The 22,982-nt window shown below is 69.9% G+C and carries 16 protein-coding genes; 10 read left to right on the top strand and 6 right to left on the bottom strand.

The annotated features are described in order from the left end of the window. Positions 1–12 precede the first annotated feature (12 nt). The 4 genes from GWK25_RS18415 to GWK25_RS18430 all read right to left on the bottom strand — a co-directional run bounded on the left by GWK25_RS18415 (position 13) and on the right by GWK25_RS18430 (position 5,297). A complete protein-coding gene (locus GWK25_RS18415) occupies positions 13–1,131 on the bottom strand; it encodes an acyl-CoA dehydrogenase family protein (protein ID WP_215451510.1) in 1,119 nt (372 codons plus the stop codon). Beyond that, positions 1,128–3,737, bottom strand: a complete 2,610-nt coding sequence (locus GWK25_RS44295) for a putative PEP-binding protein (protein ID WP_215451512.1) — start codon at positions 3,735–3,737, stop codon at positions 1,128–1,130. Before GWK25_RS44295 ends, GWK25_RS18415 begins: the two co-directional genes overlap by 4 nt. Then, positions 3,734–4,351, bottom strand: coding sequence for a hypothetical protein (locus GWK25_RS18425; protein WP_215451514.1), 618 nt, complete (start codon positions 4,349–4,351; stop codon positions 3,734–3,736). The genes GWK25_RS44295 and GWK25_RS18425 overlap by 4 nt, the downstream gene beginning before the upstream one ends. 109 nt (positions 4,352–4,460) lie before the next feature. After that, positions 4,461–5,297, bottom strand: a complete 837-nt coding sequence (locus GWK25_RS18430; protein ID WP_215451517.1) for an enoyl-CoA hydratase/isomerase family protein — start codon at positions 5,295–5,297, stop codon at positions 4,461–4,463. A 119-nt stretch (positions 5,298–5,416) separates the two neighbouring features. On the opposite strand from GWK25_RS18430, the gene GWK25_RS18435 reads away from it, so the two are divergent. Continuing rightward, positions 5,417–6,646, top strand: a complete 1,230-nt coding sequence (locus GWK25_RS18435; protein ID WP_215451520.1) for an acyl-CoA dehydrogenase family protein — start codon at positions 5,417–5,419, stop codon at positions 6,644–6,646. Positions 6,647–6,719: 73 nt separating this feature from the next. Here GWK25_RS18435 and GWK25_RS18440 read toward each other — a convergent pair whose 3' ends face one another. Then, a complete protein-coding gene (locus GWK25_RS18440) occupies positions 6,720–8,198 on the bottom strand; it encodes a non-reducing end alpha-L-arabinofuranosidase family hydrolase (protein WP_215451522.1) in 1,479 nt (492 codons plus the stop codon). A 768-nt stretch (positions 8,199–8,966) separates the two neighbouring features. On the opposite strand from GWK25_RS18440, the gene GWK25_RS18445 reads away from it, so the two are divergent. Beyond that, positions 8,967–10,397 (top strand): endo-1,4-beta-xylanase, encoded by a 1,431-nt coding sequence (locus GWK25_RS18445; RefSeq protein ID WP_215451524.1) that lies wholly within the window; start codon positions 8,967–8,969, stop codon positions 10,395–10,397. Positions 10,398–10,428: 31 nt separating this feature from the next. Then, complete coding sequence (locus GWK25_RS18450) at positions 10,429–11,805, top strand: RICIN domain-containing protein (RefSeq protein ID WP_251828908.1); 1,377 nt, start codon at positions 10,429–10,431, stop codon at positions 11,803–11,805. Between the two features lie 516 nt (positions 11,806–12,321). On the opposite strand, the gene GWK25_RS18460 is transcribed toward GWK25_RS18450, so the two are convergent. Next, positions 12,322–13,536, bottom strand: a complete 1,215-nt coding sequence (locus tag GWK25_RS18460) for a cytochrome P450 (protein WP_215451526.1) — start codon at positions 13,534–13,536, stop codon at positions 12,322–12,324. Between the two features lie 671 nt (positions 13,537–14,207). Here GWK25_RS18460 and GWK25_RS18465 point away from each other — a divergent pair. The 7 genes from GWK25_RS18465 to GWK25_RS18495 all read left to right on the top strand — a co-directional run bounded on the left by GWK25_RS18465 (position 14,208) and on the right by GWK25_RS18495 (position 22,971). Then, positions 14,208–16,139 (top strand): RiPP maturation radical SAM C-methyltransferase, encoded by a 1,932-nt coding sequence (locus GWK25_RS18465; protein ID WP_215451527.1) that lies wholly within the window; start codon positions 14,208–14,210, stop codon positions 16,137–16,139. Between the two features lie 44 nt (positions 16,140–16,183). Beyond that, complete coding sequence (gene botA / locus GWK25_RS18470; protein ID WP_215451530.1) at positions 16,184–16,324, top strand: bottromycin family RiPP peptide; 141 nt, start codon at positions 16,184–16,186, stop codon at positions 16,322–16,324. Positions 16,325–16,413: 89 nt separating this feature from the next. Then, positions 16,414–17,571, top strand: coding sequence for a YcaO-like family protein (locus tag GWK25_RS18475; RefSeq protein ID WP_251828909.1), 1,158 nt, complete (start codon positions 16,414–16,416; stop codon positions 17,569–17,571). Beyond that, positions 17,489–18,826 (top strand): YcaO-like family protein, encoded by a 1,338-nt coding sequence (locus tag GWK25_RS18480; RefSeq protein WP_215451535.1) that lies wholly within the window; start codon positions 17,489–17,491, stop codon positions 18,824–18,826. Before GWK25_RS18475 ends, GWK25_RS18480 begins: the two co-directional genes overlap by 83 nt. After that, positions 18,823–20,730 carry a RiPP maturation radical SAM C-methyltransferase gene (locus tag GWK25_RS18485; protein ID WP_215451537.1) on the top strand — a complete coding sequence of 636 codons (1,908 nt, stop codon included), beginning with the start codon at positions 18,823–18,825 and terminating at the stop codon, positions 20,728–20,730. The genes GWK25_RS18480 and GWK25_RS18485 overlap by 4 nt, the downstream gene beginning before the upstream one ends. Continuing rightward, positions 20,717–21,544 (top strand): alpha/beta fold hydrolase, encoded by an 828-nt coding sequence (locus tag GWK25_RS18490; protein WP_308404258.1) that lies wholly within the window; start codon positions 20,717–20,719, stop codon positions 21,542–21,544. The genes GWK25_RS18485 and GWK25_RS18490 overlap by 14 nt, the downstream gene beginning before the upstream one ends. Beyond that, positions 21,541–22,971 (top strand): amidohydrolase, encoded by a 1,431-nt coding sequence (locus tag GWK25_RS18495; protein ID WP_215451541.1) that lies wholly within the window; start codon positions 21,541–21,543, stop codon positions 22,969–22,971. Before GWK25_RS18490 ends, GWK25_RS18495 begins: the two co-directional genes overlap by 4 nt. The last annotated feature ends 11 nt before the right edge of the window (positions 22,972–22,982 follow it).

A 22,982-nucleotide genomic window follows, 5' to 3' on the forward strand; every position in this document is an offset into this window, starting at 1 on the left:
CCGCCTTCCACGTCACCAGCCCAGCAGTCCGGCAAGCCGTTCCCGATGGTGTGCGGCGCCGCCCAGCAGGACCGCGTCCGACTGGGCGCGCCGGAAGTACAGGTGCGCGTCGTGCTCCCAGGTGAAGCCCATTCCGCCGTGGAACTGCACGCACTCGGCGGTGACGGAGACGAACGCCTCGCCGCACCACGCCTGGGCCACCGCCGCAGCTTCGGCCAGCGCCTGCGGCGATCCGTCCGCCCGGACCGCGCGGACCACCGCCGACCGGGCGGCCTCGACCTGGAGCAGCATGTCGGCGCAGGCGTGCTTGACGGCCTGGAAGCCGCCGACGGCCCTGCCGAACTGGGTCCGTTCGCGCACGTGCGTCACCGTCATGTCCAAGGCGGCCTGTGCTCCGCCCAGTTGCTCGGCGGCCAGAGCCACCAGGGCCACGTCCAGGGCGCGGGAGACAATGTCCGCCCCTTCGCCGCCGACGGTCAGCGGCCGTGCCCGCGCCGCGGAGAAGGTGACCACCGCCTGACCCCGGCTGAGGTCCAGAGTGGGCACCCGGCGCACCGTGACTCCCGGCTCACGGGGGTCGGCCAGGAACACGTCCACACCGTCGGGCCCGGCCGCGGCCACCACCAGCGCCTCGGCGTCGGCGCCGTCGAGGACGAACGGCGCGGTCCCCTCCAGCAGCGGGACGCCGCCGCGCCAACGGACGGCCACCGGCACGGCATCCGCCCGCCACGCCCCGTCGGGCGCGGCCACCGCCAGCGCGTGCACGGTGCCCTCGGCCAGCGCCGCCGACGCCTCGTCGGCGGTACCGCAGCCGGCCAGCACCTGCCCGGCCAGCACGGTGGAGGAGAGCAGCGGCACCGGTGCGAGTGTCCTGCCCAACTCCTCGCAGACCGCGGCGATCTCGGCAAGGCCGCCGATGCCTCCCACCGCCTCCGGCAGGCCGAGCGCCGCGAGGCCGACCTGCCGGCCGAGGGTGTCCCACAACCCGGCGTCGATGCCGGGCGCATCCTCGGACAGCCGGCGTACGGCGGCGGTGCCTCCGGCATCCGCGCACACCGACCGAACGGTCTCGCGCAGGTCCGCCAGCTCTGTCTCCGACAGGGCCGCCGCCCCGGTCATGGTGCTCGTCATCGTGTGCTCCCGCTCTCGTCGCGCCGTTCCGCGTCCCCCCGGCGGCCCAGGGCACTGTGCGCGGCCGCCATCCGGGCCACCGGCACGCGGTGCGCGGAACAGGAGACGTAGTCGAGGCCGAGGTCGTCGCAGAACGCGATCGACTCCGGATCCCCGCCGTGCTCACCGCACACGCCCAGCTTGATGCCGGGCCGCACGTCCCGTGCCCGCTCGGCGGCGAGGCGGATCAGGGCCCCCACCCCGTGCGGGTCGAGTTGTGCGAACGGGCTGGCGGTCAGGAGCCCGCGTTCCTGGTACGTGACGAGCACCTGCCGTTCGACGTCGTCCCGGGAGAACCCGTAGGTCAGCTGCGTGAGGTCGTTGGTCCCGAAGGAGAAGAACTCGGCGTGCCCGGTGAGTTCACCGGCGAGGAGTGCGGCCCGCGGGGTCTCGATCATCGTGCCGAGCCGGTACGGGACCCGCACCCCGGTGCGGGCGGCGACCGTGTCGGCGGCGCCCCGCACGTACGCGGCGGCGGACGCCAGTTCCTCCGGCAGGCTGACGAGCGGGATCATCACCTCCAGCTCCGGCCGGACCCCGGTGGCGGCGACATCCGCCCAGGCGGCGAAGAGGGCCTCGGCCTGAGCCGGGTAGAGCCTCTCGTGCAGCAGGGCCAGCCGCACACCGCGCAGCCCGAGCATCGGGTTCGCCTCGCGCAGCGCGGCGGCCCGCCGCTCCTCGTCCGCGTCCAGGGCCTGCCCGGGGGCGGGCAGGAACTCGTGCAGCGGGGCATCCAGCAGGCGCACGGTCACCGGACGGTTCCCGACCGCGGCCAGCAGCGCGCGGAAGTCCTCGTGCTGGGCACGCTCCAGCGCCGACAGCGCCTCGTCGCGGGCGGCCGGGTCGGCGGCCAGGAGGACGCGCCGGATCAGCGGCAGCCGCTCGCCGAGGAACTGGTGCTCCGTACGGCACAGCCCCACACCCTCCGCGCCCAGGGCCAGGGCCGTGTCCACCTCGGCGGCCGTGTCGGCGTTGACCCGCACGCCCAGCCGGCGCACGCCGTCCGCCCACTGCAGCAAGGTGGACAGTTCGGGTGGCGGTCCGGCCACACTGACGCGCAGCGTCCCCGCGTACACGGCGCCGCTACGGCCGTCCAGCGAGATCGGGTCGCCCTCACGCAGCAGCCGCTCCCCGATGCGGACCGTCCCGGTGGCGAGGTCCACGCGCAGCCCCTCCGCGCCGCACACCGCCGGTGTGCCGGCGCCCCGAGCCACGACGGCGGCATGCGAGGCGATACCGCCACTGCCGGTCAGCACGCCGGCGGAGACCAGCATCCCGGGGACGTCCGCCGGGGTCGTCTCACCGGCCACGAGCACGACCCGCGTGCCGTGCGCGGCCAGTTCGAGGGCACGTTCACTGGACAGCACGACAGCTCCGGTCGCCGCCCCCGGGGACGCGGGCAGACCCCTCGCCAGGAGCTCCTCCCCACCGGTCAGGCGTAGTTGCGGGTGCAGCAGTTCCTGCACCTGTGCGGGAGTGATCCGCCGGACGGCCTGCTCACGGCCGAGTGCCCCGTCACGGGCCAGGTCCGTGGCGAGGCACACCGAGGCCCGCAGCGGCGGGCGGAGCTGCGGGGAGGCGGCGAGCAGGGAGATCTCGTCGTCGCGCACCTCGAAGTCGACCGACACCGGCGCGCGCAGATGCCGCTCCAGGGTGAGCAGGGAGTGCTCAAGGAGCGCGGTGCCACCCGCGAGCCGGTCCAGTGGCTCTCCGGTGTCCGGGGGCGGGGCGCTGCGACGCACCCCGCGGAAGAACGAGCCCTGCGGGGCGAGACGCCCGGTCTCGGGGTCGCGGCTGGTCGCCGTGCCGTAGCCGGAATGGTCGGCCGGCCCGATGCGCAGGGCCTGGACATGCAGGGCGACGCCCAGGTCGGCGGGGAGCCGCTGGGCTCGGCGGGATCTTCTCGCACGCGGTGAGTCCCACCGGGCGAGGAGGGCACGGGCGGCCAGCGCGAGCTGCCCCGCCGGCTCGTCGGGGAACGGGACGGACCCGTGTTCCGCCACCAGCGACAGCAGCACATCCACCCGTGCCCGGGGCGTCGGCGTGTCCAGGAGCGCGTCGTCGAGCAGAGCGCCGGGCACGGCGAGGGCGTACTCGGCGATCATGCGCACGGTGCCGGCCCACACCTCGTACAGCGCGTCCGCACGCCCGATGAGGGCGCACAGGTCGTCGGCACGGGCAGGAGCGACGCCGAGACAGGCCAGGTCGGGCGGCAGTCCGGCGATCTCGGTCGGCGCGCTCGCCGACAGGCGCAGCAGCAGCGGCCGGGACGTGTCCTCGATGCGCCGGCCCGAAAGCTGTTCGACCAGGTCGACGGCGGCTCGGGCGGTGTCGGGATCGCACAGCGACCCGGCGGCGCCGGCGGGCACGGTGAGGCCCGGCACGACCGGCAGACCCAGGGCCACCAGGCGGTCCATCGCCGCCCCGTGCGCGCCCAGTTCGTCGGCTTCGAGGCCCCGGGTGCGTCCCTGACCGTAGGGCACCAGGAGCCGGCCGGCCGTCCCGGACGGCGCGACGGACCCCCGGGACTGTGCGAGCGGCCCCGCCTCGCGGTCGGTGACGCTCACCCCCCGCTCCCGGTGACCAGCTCCTCTTCGAGTGCCTCGTCCTCGGCCCTGCTGATGCCCAGGACGAGCAGCAGCTCCTGGTGCAGCCGCATCCACACGGTGTGGTACGAGTCGCACAGCGGCGAGGCCAGCCACTGCTGCGCGCCGTCGTCGAAGCGGTCGAGGGCCTCCTCCAGAGCCGTCAGGTACCGTCCGCTGCCCGTCAGGCACCGCTCAAGCCTGCGCAGCACGGGCTGAATCGCCTCGTGCACGTCTTCCAGCGACTCGCGCACCCCGGCGTCGTAGACATCGTCGGAGTGGTCGTTGACCGAACCGTCAGGGCGGCACTGCCACGCTGTGCACACGTCACGGATCTTGCGGTTGACCGGCAGGAACGCCTTGTACGCCGCGGTGATCCGGTCCTCCTGCTCGGAGCCCGGGGGCACCCGCAGGATCCGTGCGGCGGCGGTCTTGGCGCGCTCGGTCGGCAGCACCACCGGTCCCTTCACCATCGCCAGCCCGGCGTCGACCAGGGGGCGGTGCTCGGACTCCGGTCGGCCACGCCACATACCGCGCAGAACGAGGTCGAGGACACCTTCGGTGAGGGTCTCGTCGAATGCGTCCGGAAGGTCCACGGCAGCAGATTGCATCGCCACACCATTTCCCCGGTTCTGTGGTGACCGGTTCCTCGGTTCTGTGTTGCCCGGAGGTTACGCCCCGGCGGGCATGTTAGTGAAGAGGGACTCAAGAAACACTTTCCGTCTGCCTGGCTCCCGCCCGGCCGTCATCCGCCTTCGGACGGCTCCCCGCGGCGAGGAACGACGCCATGCGGTCCTGCGCCTGACGGCCGTCGGCCAGGACGGCGATCAGCCGCGCCTCCTCGGCCAGACGCAGGCGCAGCTCCTCCCCGGCGCCGACGCGCAGCAGACCCTTCGAGGCCCGCAGCGCGTCCCCGGCGCCGGCGGCCAGATCGGCCGCGATCCGACGCGTCGCGTCGTCCAGCTCCCCGTCGTCCACCGACCGGGAGACCAGGCCCCAGCGTTCGGCTTCGTCGCCGGTCAGGACGCGATTGGTGAGGATCAGGTCCGCCGCCCTGCGGGGGCCCAGCAGGCGTGGCAGGAACCACGAGGCCCCGCAGTCCGGCGTGAGGCCGATCGCCGTGTACGCCAGCCGGAACCGCGCCGACCGGGCCGCCACGACGATGTCACCCACCAGGGCGAGGCCGATGCCCCCTCCTGCGGCCGCGCCGCGCACCGCCGTCACCAGCGGCACCGGAAGTTCGTACAGGGCCTGTATCGCGGCGTGCGCGGCGCTCGCCACGGCGTGCACGTAGCTGCCGGTCCGCGCACCGCGGCCGGCGAAGGCGCGCAGGTCACCGCCCACGCAGAAGCTGACGCCCGTCGACCGCAGCAGAACCGCGCCGCCCGGGTCCGCGGCCACTTCGACGGCTGTGTCCCGCAGCGCCTCGGCCGTCCCCAGATCCAGGGCGTTTCCCCGGCCGGGATCGTCCAGCCTCAGCTCCACGACTCCGTCGGCGTGCCGGACGATCCTGACCGGCTCAGTACCTGCGAGGACGCTCATCACGCTTCTCCTGCCGTCTTCCCGTCGCCGGGTGCTTCCCGGCAAGATACTGAAGACGCTATACAGTTTCTAGAACGCGGCGGGCATCGATGCCCGTACGCCCGGCGGCGGGAGGCCATGTGCCCATCCAGTTCGATATCGATCCGTCTGTCGCGCAACTCGCCGCGTCCACCACCGAGTTCGTCCGCGAGGTCGTCATCCCGGCCGAGCGCGAGTGCGGCGGGTCCGTGCACGACGCCCCCGAGGCGCTACGGGAAACTCTCCAGAAAGCCGCTCGGGAGGCGGGGGTGTTCGCCCCGCACGTACCGAGGCGCTGGGGCGGACACGGGCTCGACCTGCGCGGCCAGGCGGTGGTGTTCGAAGCGGCGGGCTACTCGCTGCTCGGACCGCTGGCGCTGAACTGCGCGGCCCCGGACGAGGGCAACATGCACCTGCTGGAGAAGGTGGCCACCGAGGAGCAGAAGCAGAGGTACCTGGCTCCGCTCGCCGCGGGCGAGACCCGCTCCTGCTTCGCCATGACCGAACCGGCCCCGGGCGCCGGCGCCGATCCCCGCGCCCTGCGGACCACCGCGACCAGGGTCCCCGGCGGCTGGCGCATCGACGGGCGCAAATGGTTCATCACCGGCGCCCAGGGTGCCGACTTCGCCATCGTCATGGCCCGGACCTCCGGCGGCCCGGGCGACCCGGGCGGCGCCACCATGTTCCTGGTCGACGCGGACACCCCCGGCATGCGTCTGGTCCGGTCCATCGAGACCCTGGACGAGTCGCTCTTCGCCGGGCACAGCGAGATCCTCTTCGAGGACTGCGTGGTGGGGGAGGACCAGGTGCTCGGCGCGGTGGATCACGGCTTCGAAGGCGCCCAGGTCCGGCTCGGCCCCGCACGGACGACCCACTGCATGCGCTGGCTGGGAGCCGCCCGCCGCGCCCAGGACGTCGCACTGGAACGGGCCGGCAGCCGGATGGCGTTCGGCTCCGCGCTGGGAGACCTCGGCATGGTCCAGCAGATGCTGGCCGACTCCGAGATCGACATCGAGGCGAGCCGCGCCCTGATCCTGCGCACCGCCTGGGCGCTCGACACCGGCTCCACCGCCGCCTCTCAGCTCACCTCGGTGTCCAAGACCTTCGTCGCGGAGGCGGTGAACCGGGTCGTGGACCGGGCGGTACAGATCTGCGGAGCGCTCGGCATCTCGGCCGCCGACGCCCCGCTGGCCCGCCTCTTCAGGGAGGTCCGGCCGTTCCGGATCTACGACGGCCCCTCCGAGACCCACCGCTTCGCCATAGCGCGCCGCGCGGTACGGCCCTACCGACAGCCGCGCCCGACCGTCGCACGACCTGACATCGTCGCGTGACCGGGGCGGGCTCGGCCTTCCGCCGAGCCCGCCCCTGCCGGCTCCCTATCGGAGCCGGACTCGTCTCACGCCGTCAGCGTTGCAGTGTCAGCAGACCCGGACGGTAGGGCAAGAGGCCGTAGTCGCCGCCGGAGTTGGGGTTGCGCCCCTGGTAGAGCAACTGCAGATTGCAGGGATCGACGGTCATGGTCTGATCCGCGCTGGTGCGGAGCAGTTCGCCATGGCTGATGTCGTTGGTCCAGGTGGCGCCACTGTTGGCCTTGCCGGCGAAGGGGTTGCTCTCGGTCGCGGCCTGGGGTGTCCAGGAGCCGTTCAGGCTGGTCGCGGTGAACGAGCGGAAGTAGCGCTGCTCGGTCGCCCCCCGGGCCTCGACGATCATCAGGTACTGGTTGCGGTCCTTGACCTTGTAGACCTGCGGTGCCTCGAAGAGGTTCTTCACCGTGTCGCTCATGATCGTCGTGTACGAGGAGCCGAAGCTGCCGGGGAAGTTCCCGATCGGCATGCTCGCCCGGTAGATCTTGCCGTTGTCACCGGCGAAGAACAGGTACATGTTCGTTCCGTCGCCGATGATCGTCTGGTCGATGGGGCCGGTTCCGGAGTCGGAGATGCTTCCGGTGAAGAGTGGCTGCGGTGCTGACCAGCCGTTCGGGTTGGTCGGATCGGTCGACGTCCGGTAGTTGAAGGCGGCCGCGCCCCACTGGTAGGTGAGCACCCAGATGTTCTTCGGCGCGAAGTAGAAGAGCGAAGGTGCGACGGTGCCCGACGACATCGTGTTCTGGCTTGCCGAGGCCATCTCCGACCAGTTGGTGAACAGGCCGAAGTTCATCGAGCCCCACGCCTTGCCCGTCCCCGCGGCGCCGTGTGTCGTCGCGTAGACGAGCTGCTTGCCGTTGTAGGGGGCGACGGTGAAGTCCTTGAGCGAGGCCCACCCGGACTTGGGCTGGGCCAGCGCGCCCGTGGACGACCAGCGGTACGACGACGGAAGGTCACACTGGCCGGGGGTGCCGGCGCCGACCTTGACGAGCTGCCACTGCTGGTTGGTGCCGCCCCAGTCGTCGTACTGGACGACGTTGGCGTTGTCCGCGGTGGAGGAGCCCTGCACTTCGAGCGCCTTGTTGCTGTGGCGTGAGATGAGCCGGACGTAGCCGTCCGAGCTGTCGGCCAGCCGCCACTGCTGGTTGGTGGCGTTCAGGTCGGTCCACTGGACGACCGAGCCGCCGTTGGAGGTGGACCAGTTGTAGAGGTCCAGCACCTTGCCCGAGTGGCGGGACTTGATGCGGTAGTAGCCGCCCCCGGCGTCGACGAACTGCCACTGCTGCTGGCTCTGATCGTTTCTGGTCCACTGGGTGATGCGGGCGCCGTCACTGGTCGCCATGTTGTATACGTCCAGGGCCTTGCCGCTGTTGCGGTTGACCAGCACATACGAGGCGTTGGGATCGACGGTCGCCGCGCTCGCGGGCTGGGCGCCGAGGAAGGTGACCACCAGCAGCAGAGGCGCTAGAGCAGCGAGTAAGCGTCTCACAGGGACCGGGGAGGGGCGGCGAAACCGCATCAGGGGGGCCTCCTTAGGGGCGGAGTGAGGTGGCGCCGATGAACCGCGGAGCGGCCGTATCGAAGGCAGGAGAGCTTCGAAACATTCGAAGCTATTCCCGAACCTTGTCGGCACAAGCTAGGAATGCAAAGCCCTCCGGTCAACCCCTGTCGCCGATCTGACCACAAACCGATCCTCTTGTTTCGGGCGGCACGGGTCGACGCTCCGCAAGGGATCACCCCGGACGCCCGCGGCGCCGCTCGCCCTGGCGAAGGTCGCACTGAGCGGCGGAAGGACCGGCCGGCCGCGGTGACGCACTCGAAAGTTGCGGGCAACGGACGGAAACTTTCTCGTTACCGAGTATTGACGATCCACCGTCAATCGCTCAATCATCCCTCTCTGGGCGACCGGACGCAGTTCGAGATGCCGAACCGTCTCGACCCGGGATCGCCCGTGGCCGCACGCAAGAACCACGCCCCCCACAGATCAGCGCATCGCGCCACCCGCACCACCCCGCTCCGTCCCGGCGAGGCTCGCACCAGGGCATCCGGGCCCTTCATACGTGACCCCCACCGCTGAACCGCGATGAAGTGCCCGCGCCACAGCGCTGCCCCGCCGTGCCCCACCCGACGGCGGACCGGGCGCCGTCCCGGCACCGCGGCTGCAGGCGTGGTCCGTGCTGCGCGGGTTCCGGCCCGCCCCACGGGTCCGCCGCGCCGGCACGACCGCCGCTTCCCCGAGCTCCCGCCCTATCCGCGTTATCCGTGACAGCCGCTTTGGAGGAGAGCCATGGGCTTGTACGCCCTTCCCAGACACCAGGTCCGCCGGAAGATCCGCGGCCTGCAGCTGGCGTTCGTCGCCGGCGTCCTCGGTACGGTCGCCGCGCTGGTCCCGCCGCAGCCCGCACACGCCGCCGAGAGCACGCTGGGTGCCGCGGCGGCGCAGAGCGGCCGCTACTTCGGCACCGCCATCGCCTCCGGCAGGCTGGGCGACTCGACGTACACGTCGATCGCGAACCGCGAGTTCAACATGGTGACGGCCGAGAACGAGATGAAGATCGACGCCACCGAACCGCAGCGGGGCCAGTTCACCTTCGCCGCCGGTGACCGCGTCTACAACTGGGCTGTGCAGAACGGCAAGAAGGTACGCGGGCACACCCTTGCCTGGCACTCCCAGCAGCCCGGCTGGATGCAGAGCCTCAGCGGCAGCAACCTGCGCCAGGCGATGATCGGCCACATCAACGGCGTGATGGCGCACTACAAGGGCAAGATCGCCCAGTGGGACGTCGTGAACGAGGCCTTCGCCGACGGCAATTCGGGAGCCCGACGCGACTCCAACCTGCAGCGCACCGGCAACGACTGGATCGAGGTCGCCTTCCGCACCGCGCGCGCCGCCGACCCGGCAGCCAAGCTCTGCTACAACGACTACAACGTCGAGAACTGGACCTGGGCCAAGACCCAGGCGATGTACAACATGGTCCGGGACTTCAAGCAGCGCGGCGTGCCGATCGACTGCGTCGGCTTCCAGGCGCACTTCAACAACGACAGCCCCTACAACAGCAACTTCCGCACCACCCTGCAGAGTTTCGCCGCCCTCGGTGTCGACGTGGCCATCACCGAGCTCGACATCCAGGGCGCCTCGGGCACGACCTACGCCAACGTGACCAACGACTGCCTGGCCGTGCCGCGCTGCCTCGGCATCACCGTCTGGGGTGTGCGCGACTCCGACTCCTGGCGGCCGCAGCACACGCCGCTGCTGTTCAACTCCAACGGCAGCAAGAAGCCCGCCTACACCTCCGTCCTCAACGCACTCAACGGCGGCGCCACCACGCCCGCTCCGGGTTCCGGCCAGACCAAGGGCGTGGGCTCCGGCCGCTGCCTCGACGTGCCGGGCTCCTCCACCACCGACGGCACCCAGGTCCAGCTCTGGGACTGCCACAGCGGCACCAACCAGCAGTGGACGGCCACCAGCGCCGGCGAACTGCGGGTCTATGACAACAAGTGCCTGGACGCCGCCGGCACCGGCAACGGCACCAAGGTGCAGATCTACTCCTGCTGGGGCGGCGACAACCAGAAGTGGCGCCTGAACTCCGACGGGACCATCGTCGGTGTCCAGTCCGGGCTGTGCCTCGAGGCCGCCTCGGGCGGCACCGGCAACGGCACCCAGATCCAGCTCAACTCCTGCTCGAACAGCAGCAACCAGCGCTGGACCCGCAGCTGATGGGGCCTGCCGCAGACGAAAGGGTGAGTCGATGAAGACCCACGGTGCCGCCTCCGGCGCCCCTCCACGGAAACACCGCTGGTGGTCCCGAGTCGCCGCCGTGGCGGCGGCCACCCTCGCGGTCGGCCTGCTCACCGCGGTCGACCCGCCGCCCGCCGCGGCGGCGACGGTGGACACCAACGCCTGGTACGCCCTGGTCAATCGCAACAGCGGCAGGGCGCTGGACGTCGCCGGCTCCTCCACCGCCGACGGCGCGCGGGTCAGCCAGTGGACGCGCCACGACGGGAACAACCAGCAGTGGCAGTTCCTGGATTCCGGCGGCGGCTACTACCGCCTCAAGGCCCGCCACTCGGACAAGGTCCTGGACGTGGCCGGCGCCTCGACCGCGGACGGCGCCGCGATCCAGCAGTGGACCGACCACGGCGGGGCCAACCAGCAGTTCCGCCTCGCCGACTCCGACGCCGGACACGTCCGGCTGATCAACCGCGGCAGCAACAAGGCCGTGGAAGTGCAGGGCTCCTCCACCGCCGACGGCGGCAACGTCGTCCAGTACGCCGACTCGGGCGGCGCCAACCAGCAGTGGCAGCTGGTCAAGCTGTCGACCGGCGGCGGCGGCGGTGGCGGCTGCGGCAGCGCACCGGGGCTGTCGAGCGGTACGCACACCATCCAGAGCGGCGGCAAGAGCCGCAGCTTCATCCTCAGGGTCCCGGCCAACTACGACAGCAACCGCCGCTACCGGCTGATCTTCGCCTTCCACTGGCGGGGCGGAACAGCCAATGACGTCTCCTCGGGTGGCAGCAGCGGCAGCGCCTGGTCCTACTACGGCCAGCAGGAGCAGTCAAACAACACCGCGATCCTCGTCGCCCCTCAGGGCCTCGGCAACGGCTGGGCCAACTCCGGCGGTGAGGACGTCACCTTCGTCGACGACATGATCCGGCGCATCGAGGCCGGCCTCTGTGTCAACCCCGCACAGCGTTTCGCCACCGGGTTCAGCTGGGGCGGCGGCATGAGCTACGCCCTCGCGTGCAGCCGGGCGAACGTCTTCAGGGCCGTCGCGGTCATCTCCGGTGCCCAGATCAGCGGATGCAGCGGGGGCAGCCAGCCCATCGCCTACTTCGGGATCCACGGCATCAACGACTCCGTCCTCAACATCGGGCAAGGACGGTCCCTGCGCGACAAGTTCGTCAGCAACAACGGCTGCACCCCCCAGAGCCCGCGCGAGCCTGCGTCGGGCAGCCGCACGCACATCACCACCACCTACGCGGGCTGCCGTGCCGGATACCCGGTCCAGTGGGCCGCGTTCGACGGTGGCCACATCCCCGGTCCGGTCGACGGCTCCTCCGGTGAGAGCGGCGTGACCACCTGGACCAAGGCAGAGATCTGGAGGTTCTTCGCACAGTTCCAGTGACACACCCGCACCATGGAGTGGAGCCGGGGCGATCCTGGCTCCACTCCCTCGGCGTCTGTCCCGGGTCGGACGACGGTGAGGTGCACGAGGCGCACTCGCTCGAGCGTCGCGCGGCGAGCGCGACGCGGTGGGACGAGCCAGGGGGCGGTTCGCGGGTCTCTTTCGCCACTCGGCGCGCAAGCCGGGCTCGGCCGGCAGCGGGCTGAGCGAGGGGCGCCTGACCGGGGGACTTCTTCGTCTTCCGCTGGTACGGCAGCCGCACCGTTTCGGACCGCCGCACCGACCGTGCACGAGACGGGCTCGGTCGCCGACAGCGGGCCACACCGCTAGGGGGCAACCGTCCGCGGGCCTTCGACACGCAGCTCTGCCAGCGCCGCAACGTGGTGGAACGCTGCTTCAACCGCCTGAAGCAGTGGCGCGGCATCGCCACCCTCGACAGGACCGCCGAGTCCTACCAGGCAGCCGTCACCCCCCGCATCGCTCCTTGATGTGGGGGGTGACGGCTGCAGACCACTCCTAGCGGGCCCTCACGCCCTCCGGGGTCCGCAGCGGCAGCGAGCGCGCGCCGGTCATCTCCGGAGAGGGCATGAATACCGGCGGATTCCCCGGATCCGTCTGGAACACCGGGAGGCGGTCGAGCAGGATGTTCAGGGCGATCCGGCCCTCCAGCCGGCCCAGCGGGGCGCCCAGACAGAAGTGAACCCCCCGGCCGAAACCGAGGTGCGGATTCGGGTCGCGCGTGACGTCGAACAGCTCCGGCCGCTCGAACTGCGCCACATCACGGTTCGCGGCGGAGAGCGAGACCGCCAGCACCTGCCCCGCCTCGATCCGCTCCCCGCCGAGTCGCACCTCGGAGGTGGTGGCCCGGAAGACGGACGAGAGGGGCGCCAGACACCGCACCGACTCCTCGATCGCCCCGGGCAGCAGCCTACGGTCCCGACGGACCCGCTCCAGCTGTTCCGGCTCGTCGTCGAGGCAGAGCATCGTGTTCCCGAGCAGCATGGTGGTGGTGATGTGCCCGGCGGCGAGGAGGAGCGAGGTGAAGTTGGCGACCTGGGCGTCCGTCAGCCGCTGGCCCTCCACCTCCGCTTGGACAAGCTTCGTCAGCAGGTCTTCCCGGGGCTTGGTTCTGCGCTCCGCGGCGTGCTCGTGGATGTACGCCTGCATCTGCGCGTTGAGCTCAAGTCCTTCCGCGACCATCTGCCGGAGCTCTTCCTCGTCGGAGACCAACGAGACGGTGCTCTCGTTCGAGAACATCTTGTCCACCCACTCCCGGAACAGCGGCCGATCGCTGCTCGGTACGCCCAGCAGTTCGGTGATGACGATCACGGGGAGCGGGAAGGCGAGATCCTCGACGAGGTCGAAGTCCTCCTTGCCCTCGATCTCGTCGAGGAGCTGGTGGGTGATGTCGGCTATCCGCGGCTCCAGACTGGAGATGATCTTCGGGGTGAAGGCGTGGCTGACGATCCGGCGCAACCGGCCGTGGTCCGGCGGATCCATCCGGACCAGGTTGCCTTCGAGCGCCGAGACGTCGACATCGTCGCGGACGAAGTACTTGGTGATGTCGGAGGTGAAGGTCGCCGGGTCGCTGAGGACTTGGACCGCCTCGGCGTAGCCGTAGATGTTCCACATCCCTGTTTCTTCGTCGTAGCGGGCCGGCCGTTCCGGTCGCTGTCCCCGCAGCCAGGGGTGCTTCGGCTGGATGTTCCAGCGGTCGGCGAGAAAAGGCATGAGCTTCCCTTCTTCGAGAGATGGTGGTCGGCCGAGACCAAGGCCGATGTCGACGTGAGGGCCGGGGGCGAGATCAGCCCCGTCCGCCGGGGCGGCGATCACGCCGCGACAGGGGTGGCCTCTGCGCCGGTCCGGGCCCGCGCCGTAGGAAGCGGAATGTCGAAAAGAGAAGGTCAGGCAACGTTTCCGTACCTCTCTCGGTGAAGGTTGAGGATCACTGACCCAGGATTTCGCGGTTCGCGCGACCCCGTGCGCTCCGGGCACTCTCCAGGGAACGTAATCGGCCGCAGACGCTAGGTAACGCCCTGTTCCCCCACAAGCCCCCGGAGGTCGTTCAAGCCACACGGGCGCGATGGCCGAAAATCTAGTTTCATGCTGAAAGTGGCGACAGGTCGCGCCGCCCTCCTTGTTCGGTCCGACCTGGGATTCGATCCTTTTATCTTGAACTATCAACACTCCGGCGGGGGGCCGATGAGCATCGGTGATCTTGAAAGTGGACGGCTGGAACGGCGCATGATGTTGTCCTGAAAGTGCCAACGCCATATCCAAGCCACAACTTGACGAGGTCTTGACTCCTGAGTGATACACGCATCAGGCTTACGGAAGCCACTGAAGATCCGCTCGATGGAGATAATCAGGTGTCTCACACGCGAAAAGCTTCTCTGGTGTCGATGCCCTGGAACAGTGCGATACGCCCATCGATTCAGGTGGGGATATTACGTTCGGTCGCCGAGGCCGAGGGATGGCAAGTGGATTCCCGTTACGCCTACCTTGATTTCTATGGGCTCGCCCGGAAGACGCTCGGCTTCAGTGACGCGGAATGGTCCGATGCCTATGAGCTGGTGTCGGAGAGTCTTTACCACATGGCGGTGGGGGACTGGATCTATGCCTGCCGGGATGCCGGCCCCGAGGCCCGGGCGGCGTACTTCGACGAGTTGCGGGGCAAGCGGGTGGACGAGGAGACCATCGCGCTGATCGATGCGCTGCGCGAGGTCGCCGACCGGCATGTGGAGGAGACCGCGGAGGCCCTGCTGCGGTCCGCTCCGGATGTCATCGGCTTCACCAGCATGTTCAGCCAGAACGGTCCTACTCTGGCGGTGGCCGGGAGGCTGCGGGAGCGTGGGTATGCCGGGGTGATCGTGCTGGGCGGCAGCAACTGCGAGGGCCCGATGGGCCGGGCTCTGCTGGCGAACTATCCGGCGGTGGACGCGGTGGTCGACGGTCCGGGGGAGGATGCGTTCGTCGCGCTGCTGCGGCAGGTGGACGGCGGTGGGCCGGTCACCTCGCAGGGGCGGCTGGTCACGCGGCGGGAGGCGGGTGCGCCGCCGGGTGAGGTGGGTGTTTCGGCGGATTCCCTGCGGGTTCCGATGCCGAACTACGACGGTTTCTTCGAGCAGTTGCGGCAGGCCGGGCTGCATCATCTCGAGGCTGACATCACGCTGCCCGTCGAGTTCTCGCGGGGCTGTTGGTGGGGTGCGAAGACGCACTGTACTTTCTGCGGTCTCAACGGTGCCACGATGGCCTATCGCAGCAAGCATCCCGACACTGTGGCCGATGAACTCCGTCATCTGATGGACCGTTACGGTGTGCTGGACTTCTTCGCCGTCGACAACATCCTCGATCTGAAGTACCTGGACACCGCCCTGCCCATGGTGGAGAAACTCAACACGGATCATTCCATCTTCTTCGAGGTCAAGGCGAACATGGAATGGGCCGACATCAGGAACATGCGCCGGGCGGGTGTCCGTTCGGTGCAGCCGGGGATCGAGAGCCTGAGCACCGAGGGACTGCGTCTGCTCAAGAAGGGAGCCACCGCCTTCCAGAACATACGCTTCCTCCTCGGCTGCGCCGAATACGGAGTGAGAGCCGACTGGAACATCCTCACCGGCTACCCGAAAGAGACACCCGAGTCGATCACCGCGCAACTGGATGCCGTCTCCTCCCTCTCCCACCTGACGCCCCCGCATATAACCCTGATACGGTTCGACCGTTTCAGTCCGTATGTGGAACATCCGGAGTCCTATGGACTCACGCTCTCGCGTCCTCTTCCGGGATACCGGTACGTCTATCCCGACCTGTCACCCGAGGACTTGTGGGACGTCGCCTATCACTTCGAGGGCGACTTTCCCGACGACGAGAGCAACGCCGCCGTCCGGCGCCGGCTCGCCGCGCGTGTGCGGCTCTGGCGGAACCACCATCACCAGGCCCGTTTCACCTACCGGCTCGGCTTCGACTCCGTGGTCCTGCACGACCACCGCCCCGGACTGCCGCAGCGTGAAGTGTTCCTCCGGGACACCGAGGCCCGCCTCTACCGGGCCGTCATCGGAGGAACCCGGTTCCGAGACCTCCAAGGGCAGGAGTGGACAGGCGAACGCTGGGACCAAGCCCTGGAAACGCTCCGTACCTGGCAGCGTGAGCGGTGGGTGTACATCGAAGGCACGAAGGTCATCGCACTCGCGGTCCGCGATCAGCCCTCGGCCTACCGCACCCCACCGCTCAAGGGCACACCCCGACTCGCCCGCAACCCCGTCCCTCTCACCCTCACCACCCGGAGGGAAAGGAGGCCTATCCCAGCACTGAACGCCGGCACGGAAGAGTCATAGGCAGAAAGTCAAGACAGAACGAACAGCTACGAAAGGACTCCGATATGGGCCCCGCAGTTGTATTCGACTGCATGACGGCGGACTTCCTCAACGACGACCCCAACAACGCCGAGCTGAGCGCGCTCGAGATGGCAGAGCTCGAGTCGTGGGGCGCCTGGTCCGAGGACGGCGAGTCCGTCCAGTAACGCCTGGCTCTCGGCAACACCAGGCGTGAAGTCGGCGAGACAGGAACGGAGAAGGGGCGATGATCGAGGGATCAGTGGCTGGCTGCGCAATGCGTGACATCGCCTACCACTCGTACCGGTCAGAGCGAACGGTGACGGTTCGGTGCACGGTGGAGCCCGCCTCGGGCGCGACGCCGGCCGAAGGGTACGGCACCGCGACCACGGAGGCCGTCGCACGCAAGAAGGCTCTGTCGGAGGCCGTGGAACGGCTCATGGCCTGCACCCCTTTCTCTCTGGTCGCCCGTCCGCCGGCGACACGCACCTGTCGGGGCCCGGACTCCCGGCACTGGTCAGGCGGGTTACGCGGCGCACCCGAGGGGTGCATGCTGCGTGCCTACGAGCCGCTGACGGCAGACCGGCCCCGGCAGGTACCACTGTTCTGGTCGTCACCATGGGTGGCAGGCCTGGAACTGAGGTCGTCGAGCCTGACGGCGCAGGCAGCCCGCCTGTCGTGCACGGTGGGCTGGGCTGCCTCGCCGTCCCCCGAAGCCGCGCTGCACAACGCGCTCTTCGAGTTGGCGGAGCTGCTGAACTACAGCGCCTTTCTCTATCGCTGTCTGACCCGTCCTCCGGGGCAGGTGCCGGATGCCGATCCAGCAGGGAGCGGAAAGGCGGACGGCGACTCCTGCGCGCCGCTGACCGTGCCCATCGGCTACGTCGCCCGGACGCCCACCGTCCTCGCCGTGTCGAGAAGCGCCGGCCGGCTGATGCCCGCCACCGGCATCGGATCCGGTGCCACACAGGCCGAGGCGACCGACCGGGCCCTCCTGGAACTCGCCCAGGCCGAGACGCTGTGGCAGGCCAACACCACTGCCGAGGCAGCCGAGCGCCACTTCCTGCGACGGTTCGAGCGATGGCCGCTGCTGAGACGTTGCGCCACCCTGGAGTTCGACCTGCAGGCCGATGACGTGCCCCACCCCACCGAGCCTTTCCCTTCGCCCCTGCAGGAGCTTCAGAGCAGGGGCATAGCGGTGTGGGCCGATACCGGAGCAGTCGACGTCTCCGGCCCAGGGATGCAGCGGACCCGGATCCACTACGCGCACGTGGTGTCGGATCCACAGCCGCTCCTGGGACTTGTCCGCGCGGGCATACCCGTATTCGACACGGCAGAAGTGAGGAAGATCCTTGACCGGTCACGTCGGACAGGACCTGCTGTCCACAGCCCTTCTGAGTGGAGCACTCACGGAGGATGTCCCGCCGGAGCGTGAGACTCCCCTCGCCAAGGCCCTCGGCGCTGTCTCCGAATGGCTCGACTCCGAGAAGCTGACCGCCGACATCTGGAAGCACGGACTCGACGCGACGCCCACCTACGAAGTGCAGTTGAAGGACAGCGACGGCACGCTGTGCTCACGAAGCTCCGGCAAGGGCCTGGGGTACCGCAGCATGGCGAGCGCGCTCTTCGAGAGCGCGGAGCACTACCACCTCGACTGGCGTCGCGACCCAGGGGTGTCCGACGTCGGGTTCCTCTCCGGGCGCGACATCGCCCGGCAGCCGACCGCGCGGCACTCCGCGCTGCTGCAGCGCCTCGGCGGCGCCCTGCCCGACTCCCAGATCCTCACCCGTACCTATCGGCCCGTGGCAGAGGCCCTGGGTGAGCCGGCCGACGGGAAGGAGCCGCACCGGCAGCCGGTCTTCCTGCGGGACGGGGGATACCGCAACTGGCCGCACCCTGACGACGACGGGGCCTTCAAGACGCTGTGGCACTACACCTCCAGCGTCGGCTACGCCGCGGGGGCCACGCTGCACGAAGCACTCGTCCACGCCATCAACGAACTGATCGAGCGCGATGCCTGGTCGTACCAGCTCGCCTGCTCGTACTTCGGCCTGGACAGGGGCGGCTCCGGCATACGCGTCGTCGACCACGACTCCCTGCCCGCCGATCTGCGGAAGCTGGTCGGCGACGTCGAGGAAGTACGAGGCGCGCCGGTCCTCATCGTCTCGATCACCTGCGACACGGGAGTGCCCTCCTACGTCGCGTGCAACGCCGACAGCCACGAGGACATCCGGCTGATCGGCAGCGGCGCGTCACCGGTACAGACGTACGCGCTGCAACGTGCGCTCCTGGAGTACCTCCAGGTGTGCACCATCTTCGAGCACGGCCCCGTCGACGCGGAGCGCGAGGCGAACCAGATCCTCACCGCCCTGGCCCGCTACCCCCGCCACCGTGCCGCGGCCCGTTTCGACATCCACGCCCTTCCCCACGAGCGCGTGGAGTTCAACGCCCACGACGGACTGCCCGCCACCGCCTCGCCCGAGCAACTCCTACGACACCTCATCGGTCAGCTGGATCGCCTGGGCGTGGACGTCCACTACCGCGTCCTGACCCGGCCCGGCTCCGTCACCGTCGTCGATGTCGTCGCCCCGGGCCTGGAAATGCTGGACAAGGCCCGCGCCGGCTACCCGGTCCTGCCGACCGGGCGACTGGGCGAGCTCCTGCTGCCCCGAAAGGGTGAGCACACGTGAAACTCGCCCTCGTGGCGCCCCCCTGGAACAGCCTCTACCGGCCCTCGATCCAGATCGCCACCCTCGCGGCGCTGGCCCCCGAGGGAGGCGGGGATCCCATCACACCGGTGTACGGATACCTCGACTGGTTCGAGTTCGCCGTCACCTCGCTCGAGTACGACCCGCAACAGTTCATCACCGTGTACGACACGATCGGCGAGGAGCTGTACGGGATAGGCGTCGGCGACTGGATCTTCGGTGGCGCGCTTCCGGCCGCCGAAACCGTGGACGAGACCACCGCACGGGCGCAGTACGCGGCCTTCCTCCGCGAGCAGGGAGTCGCCGACAACCTGGCGGACTGCATTCTCTCGCTCCGGGAGATAGCCCCCCGCTTCACCGCGGAACTCGCCGGGCGGCTCCTCGCCACCGGCGCCGAGTGCTTCGGCTTCACCACCTCGTTCAGCCAGCTGGTCCCGGCCCTCGCCATCGCCCGAACCATCAAGGACCTGGCACCCGACCGACTCGTCCTGCTCGGTGGGGCCAACTGCGACCGGCCGATGGGCCAAGCCGTCATGGAGGCCTACCCCTACGTCGACGCGGTGGTCCAGGGCGAGGGCGAGGGCGCGGTCACAGCGATCTCCGCAGCGAAGAGCGTGGAGGACCTGGCCACCGCACCCGGACTCGTCCTGCGGCACGAGGGGGCGCTGCGCGTCTCGTTGCCCATGGTCCAGCCGGCGGAGTCCGCCCCGGTGCCCCGGTACCAGGAGTACTTCGAGCGCTTGAACTCCCTTCCGTGGAGCGACCTGATCGCCCCGCACGTGGCCATGCCGTTCCAGATGTCCCGGGGCTGCTGGTGGGGCGAGAAGATGCAGTGCACGTTCTGCGGGGAGAACGGCAGCGGCATGGTCTACCGGAGCAAACCCGGCGGACAGCTCACCGAGACCCTGCGACAACTGACCGAGCGCCACGGCGTGTTCAACACCTACGCCGTGGACACGATCCTGGCCAAGAAGGACAACGGCCTGGCGGCCCTCGCAGACGCGGAGGTCGACATCACCACGTTCTTCGAGGTCAAGGCGAACCTGGGCCCCAGGGAACTCGGGGAGATGCGGGCGGCGGGCGTCGTCATGGTGCAACCGGGCATCGAGAGTCTCAGCACCGGCGCCCTGAAACTGCTGCGCAAGGGCGCGACCGCACTGCACAACCTGCGTTTTCTCATCCTCTGCGACGAACTGGGGATCGACGCCCAGTGGAACCTGCTCTCCGCGATGCCCCACGAGTCCTCCGAGATGCTGGAGGAGCAGCTCCGGCTGATTCCCTTCATCACGCATCTGGCGCCTCCGTCGACGGTGAGCAAGATCCGCGTCGATCGGTACAGCCCCTACTTCGAGAAGCCCGACGAGTTCGGTATCAAGCTCATCGGGCCGGAGAAGAAATACCGGTTCATCCATGCCGATCAGAAAGTCGACCGGACGGCGCTCGCCTACTCGTTCGAACATGAGGAGGCTGACCGGGAGACGGATGCGGCCACGATGCTGTCCCTGAGGCGCCGCCTGGGCGCGCGCGTAGGCCTGTGGAAGAAGCTGCACGCGCAGTCCCGCTTCTCCTTCCGGCACGGACCCGAGATCACCGTCGTCCACGACCACCGGCCCCATGTGGGATCGGGCAGGCACGTCCTGAAGGGCGCCGAGGACCAGCTCTTCCGTTCCCTCGTCCACGGCGGGCGAGTGGAGCAGGCCGTCAGCCAGGCGAGCGAGATCACCGGGACTCCGGAAGAAGCCGTACGCACCACCGTGGACGCGTGGGCGGAACGCGGCTGGATCCATCTCGAGGGCAGGCGGGGGCTGGTACTGGCCGTACGGGACGGCATGCGGGACGAACTGGGCCGCGCGGTCGAACTGAGGGGGCAGGGTGCGGGACTCTGACAGCCGTACGGGAACGGAGCGCTTCGAAGTGGTCTCCCGGGACGGCACCGTCGTGCGCGGCGTACACCGGCCCGGCCCGGGGGAGACCGTCGTCCTCGTGCACGGCATCGCCATGGACCATCGCATCTGGTGGGAGTCGGGCTTCCTCGACGGACTGCCCGGGGCCCACATCGTCGCCCTCGACCTGCGGGGCCGCGGTGACAGCCCGCACGTCGGCACGCCGGAAGGCCATGGCATGGCCCGCTACGTCGACGACCTCCGCGCTGTTCTCGACCGGTTCGGCCAGGAGCGGTACACCCTGGTCGGCACCTACTTCGGGGGGCGCCTCGCCCTGCACGTCGCCGCGGCGGACACCCGGGTGACCCGGGTGCTGTCGTTCTGCGCGCACGGCGAAGGGGTCGACATACCCCCTGGGGCCGTCGAGGACGAAGCCTCGGCCATCGAAGGGCCGGACGGACAGACGTATCTCCGTGACCACTTCACCAAGGCCGGCGCGCCGCCATGGATGGTCGACGCCTGTGACCGGGTCGACCGCGGCGAACTCGCGGCGGCGACGCGCGGTCTCCTGCACGGTTCGCACCACCAGGCCGAGCGCGGCCGTCCCGAGCAGGACCTCGTGCTGATCACCTCCGCGAGCGACACCGAGATGGAGACGTTCCGGGCGAGCGAGAAGCGGCTCGGTGCCCGCCTCCTGCTCGTCGAGAGTCCGACCCGTGTCCAGGCCGCCGCCCATCTCGGAGACGTCGGCCGGCAGGTGGCGGAACTGCTCGGCCCCGCCGGGGATGTCGCGGACGGAGGGACGAGGCCGCGATGACCATCCCCGTCGAGGACACCCAATGGCGGCATCGCAGGGGGCTGCTGCCCGACGGTGACCCGCTCGTCTCCGCTCTGCGGGAACTGGCGGGCCGGGACCGCACCCACACCATCCGTTCCGTCGCGCTGATCGACGCGCGGACCGGCGACGTCACTCCGCCGCGTGATCTGCGGGTGGCCGACGGGCGGATCACCGGATGGAGTCCGGGGCCCCCGGCCGACGAACGGAGCGCGCGCCCGGACTGGTACGCGGTCCCGGGATTCGTGGACGCCCACGCCCATGTGTCCTCGGTCTCCGACCTCGTCGGTCTCCTGGTCCACGGGGTGACCGCGTACCGCCAGATGTGGGGGGAGCCGGCGCACCTCTACAGCGTGGGTGTCCTCCGGGCCCGCAACGCGGTCCTGCCCCGGGCCTGGGTGACGGCCGGCCTGGTCGACGGCCCGAACTCCCGTATCCCCGAGGCGGTCACGCTCGTGGACGGGGCGCAGGCCGCCCGGGACGTGGTGGAGGATGTGCTCGCCTACGGGTTCGACGGCATAAAGATCTACGACGATCTGGAGCGTCCCGCGTTCGACCTGTTGGTCCGGGAGGCGGAGCGCGCGGGCGTACCCGTCGTGGGGCACGTACCGGAAGCGGTCCCGCCCGGTGCGGCGCACCGGGTCATGCGGTCGTCCGAGCATCTCTACGGGATCGTGCCGAACGTGTTCCGGCTGCCGGCCGCCGACCGATGGAGCGTGCTCGCCGACGCGCTGGAGCGCTGCCGGAGCGACCGGCACGCACTCACCGCAGACGTGGCCGGTCATTTCGTCTGTCCGACGCTCACCGCGTGGCGGGCCCGGACCGGGGAGGTCCGCTTCACCCAGCCGTCCAGAACGGCACTGCAGACAGCGGTCCCGAGCAGGAGGCGGGCCTGGTACGCCGCTGCCCGGAACGCCCTCGAACTCGATCGCGCCGAAGCGGAGAGGCGCAGCGCGTTGATCGACCGACTGGGCCTGGTCGCCCGCGACGTCGTCGAGCGGGGCGCCCGGCTGCTCGTCGGAACCGACTGCGGAAACCCCTTCGTCCTCGCGGGGCCCTCGTACCACAAGGAGATGGCGGAGCTCTCCCGGGCGGGGTTCGGTTTCGGCGCGATCCTCCGGGCCGCGACCGCCGATGCCCATGAGGTCATGGGCCGGCGGGACGAGCCCGGCACAGGTCTGGCGGACCTGGTCCTCTTCCGCGAGTCCCCTGCCGGGGACACCGCGCGGCTCGCCCGGCCCGACGGAGTGCTGATCGACGGTGTCCTCCTCGACAGCGGCGACCTCGACCGGCTGTGGAGCCTCCGGCTCCAGGAAGCGGGACTCGATCCCTCCGTCTGGAGACGGGGCGACCTCAATCCTCCGGTGAACCGAACCCAACAGAAAGAGGTAACGTCCCATGCAGGCTGAAGGCTCCCCCA

Source organism: Streptomyces sp. ATCC 21386 (assembly GCF_018728545.1).
Taxonomy (GTDB): Bacteria; Actinomycetota; Actinomycetes; order Streptomycetales; family Streptomycetaceae; genus Streptomyces.

What these genes read in the sequence shown, in the direction of transcription:
- GWK25_RS18415 (WP_215451510.1), bottom strand. Translation starts at nt 1,131, where the DNA reads ATGACGAGCACCATGACCGGGGCGGCGGCCCTGTCGGAGACAGAGCTG.
- GWK25_RS18430 (WP_215451517.1), bottom strand. Translation starts at nt 5,297, where the DNA reads ATGAGCGTCCTCGCAGGTACTGAGCCGGTCAGGATCGTCCGGCACGCC.
- GWK25_RS18440 (WP_215451522.1), bottom strand. Translation starts at nt 8,198, where the DNA reads ATGCGGTTTCGCCGCCCCTCCCCGGTCCCTGTGAGACGCTTACTCGCT.
- GWK25_RS18445 (WP_215451524.1), top strand. Translation starts at nt 8,967, where the DNA reads ATGGGCTTGTACGCCCTTCCCAGACACCAGGTCCGCCGGAAGATCCGC.
- GWK25_RS18450 (WP_251828908.1), top strand. Translation starts at nt 10,429, where the DNA reads ATGAAGACCCACGGTGCCGCCTCCGGCGCCCCTCCACGGAAACACCGC.
- GWK25_RS18460 (WP_215451526.1), bottom strand. Translation starts at nt 13,536, where the DNA reads ATGCCTTTTCTCGCCGACCGCTGGAACATCCAGCCGAAGCACCCCTGG.
- GWK25_RS18465 (WP_215451527.1), top strand. Translation starts at nt 14,208, where the DNA reads ATGCCCTGGAACAGTGCGATACGCCCATCGATTCAGGTGGGGATATTA.
- botA (WP_215451530.1), top strand. Translation starts at nt 16,184, where the DNA reads ATGGGCCCCGCAGTTGTATTCGACTGCATGACGGCGGACTTCCTCAAC.
- GWK25_RS18475 (WP_251828909.1), top strand. Translation starts at nt 16,414, where the DNA reads ATGCGTGACATCGCCTACCACTCGTACCGGTCAGAGCGAACGGTGACG.
- GWK25_RS18495 (WP_215451541.1), top strand. Translation starts at nt 21,541, where the DNA reads ATGACCATCCCCGTCGAGGACACCCAATGGCGGCATCGCAGGGGGCTG.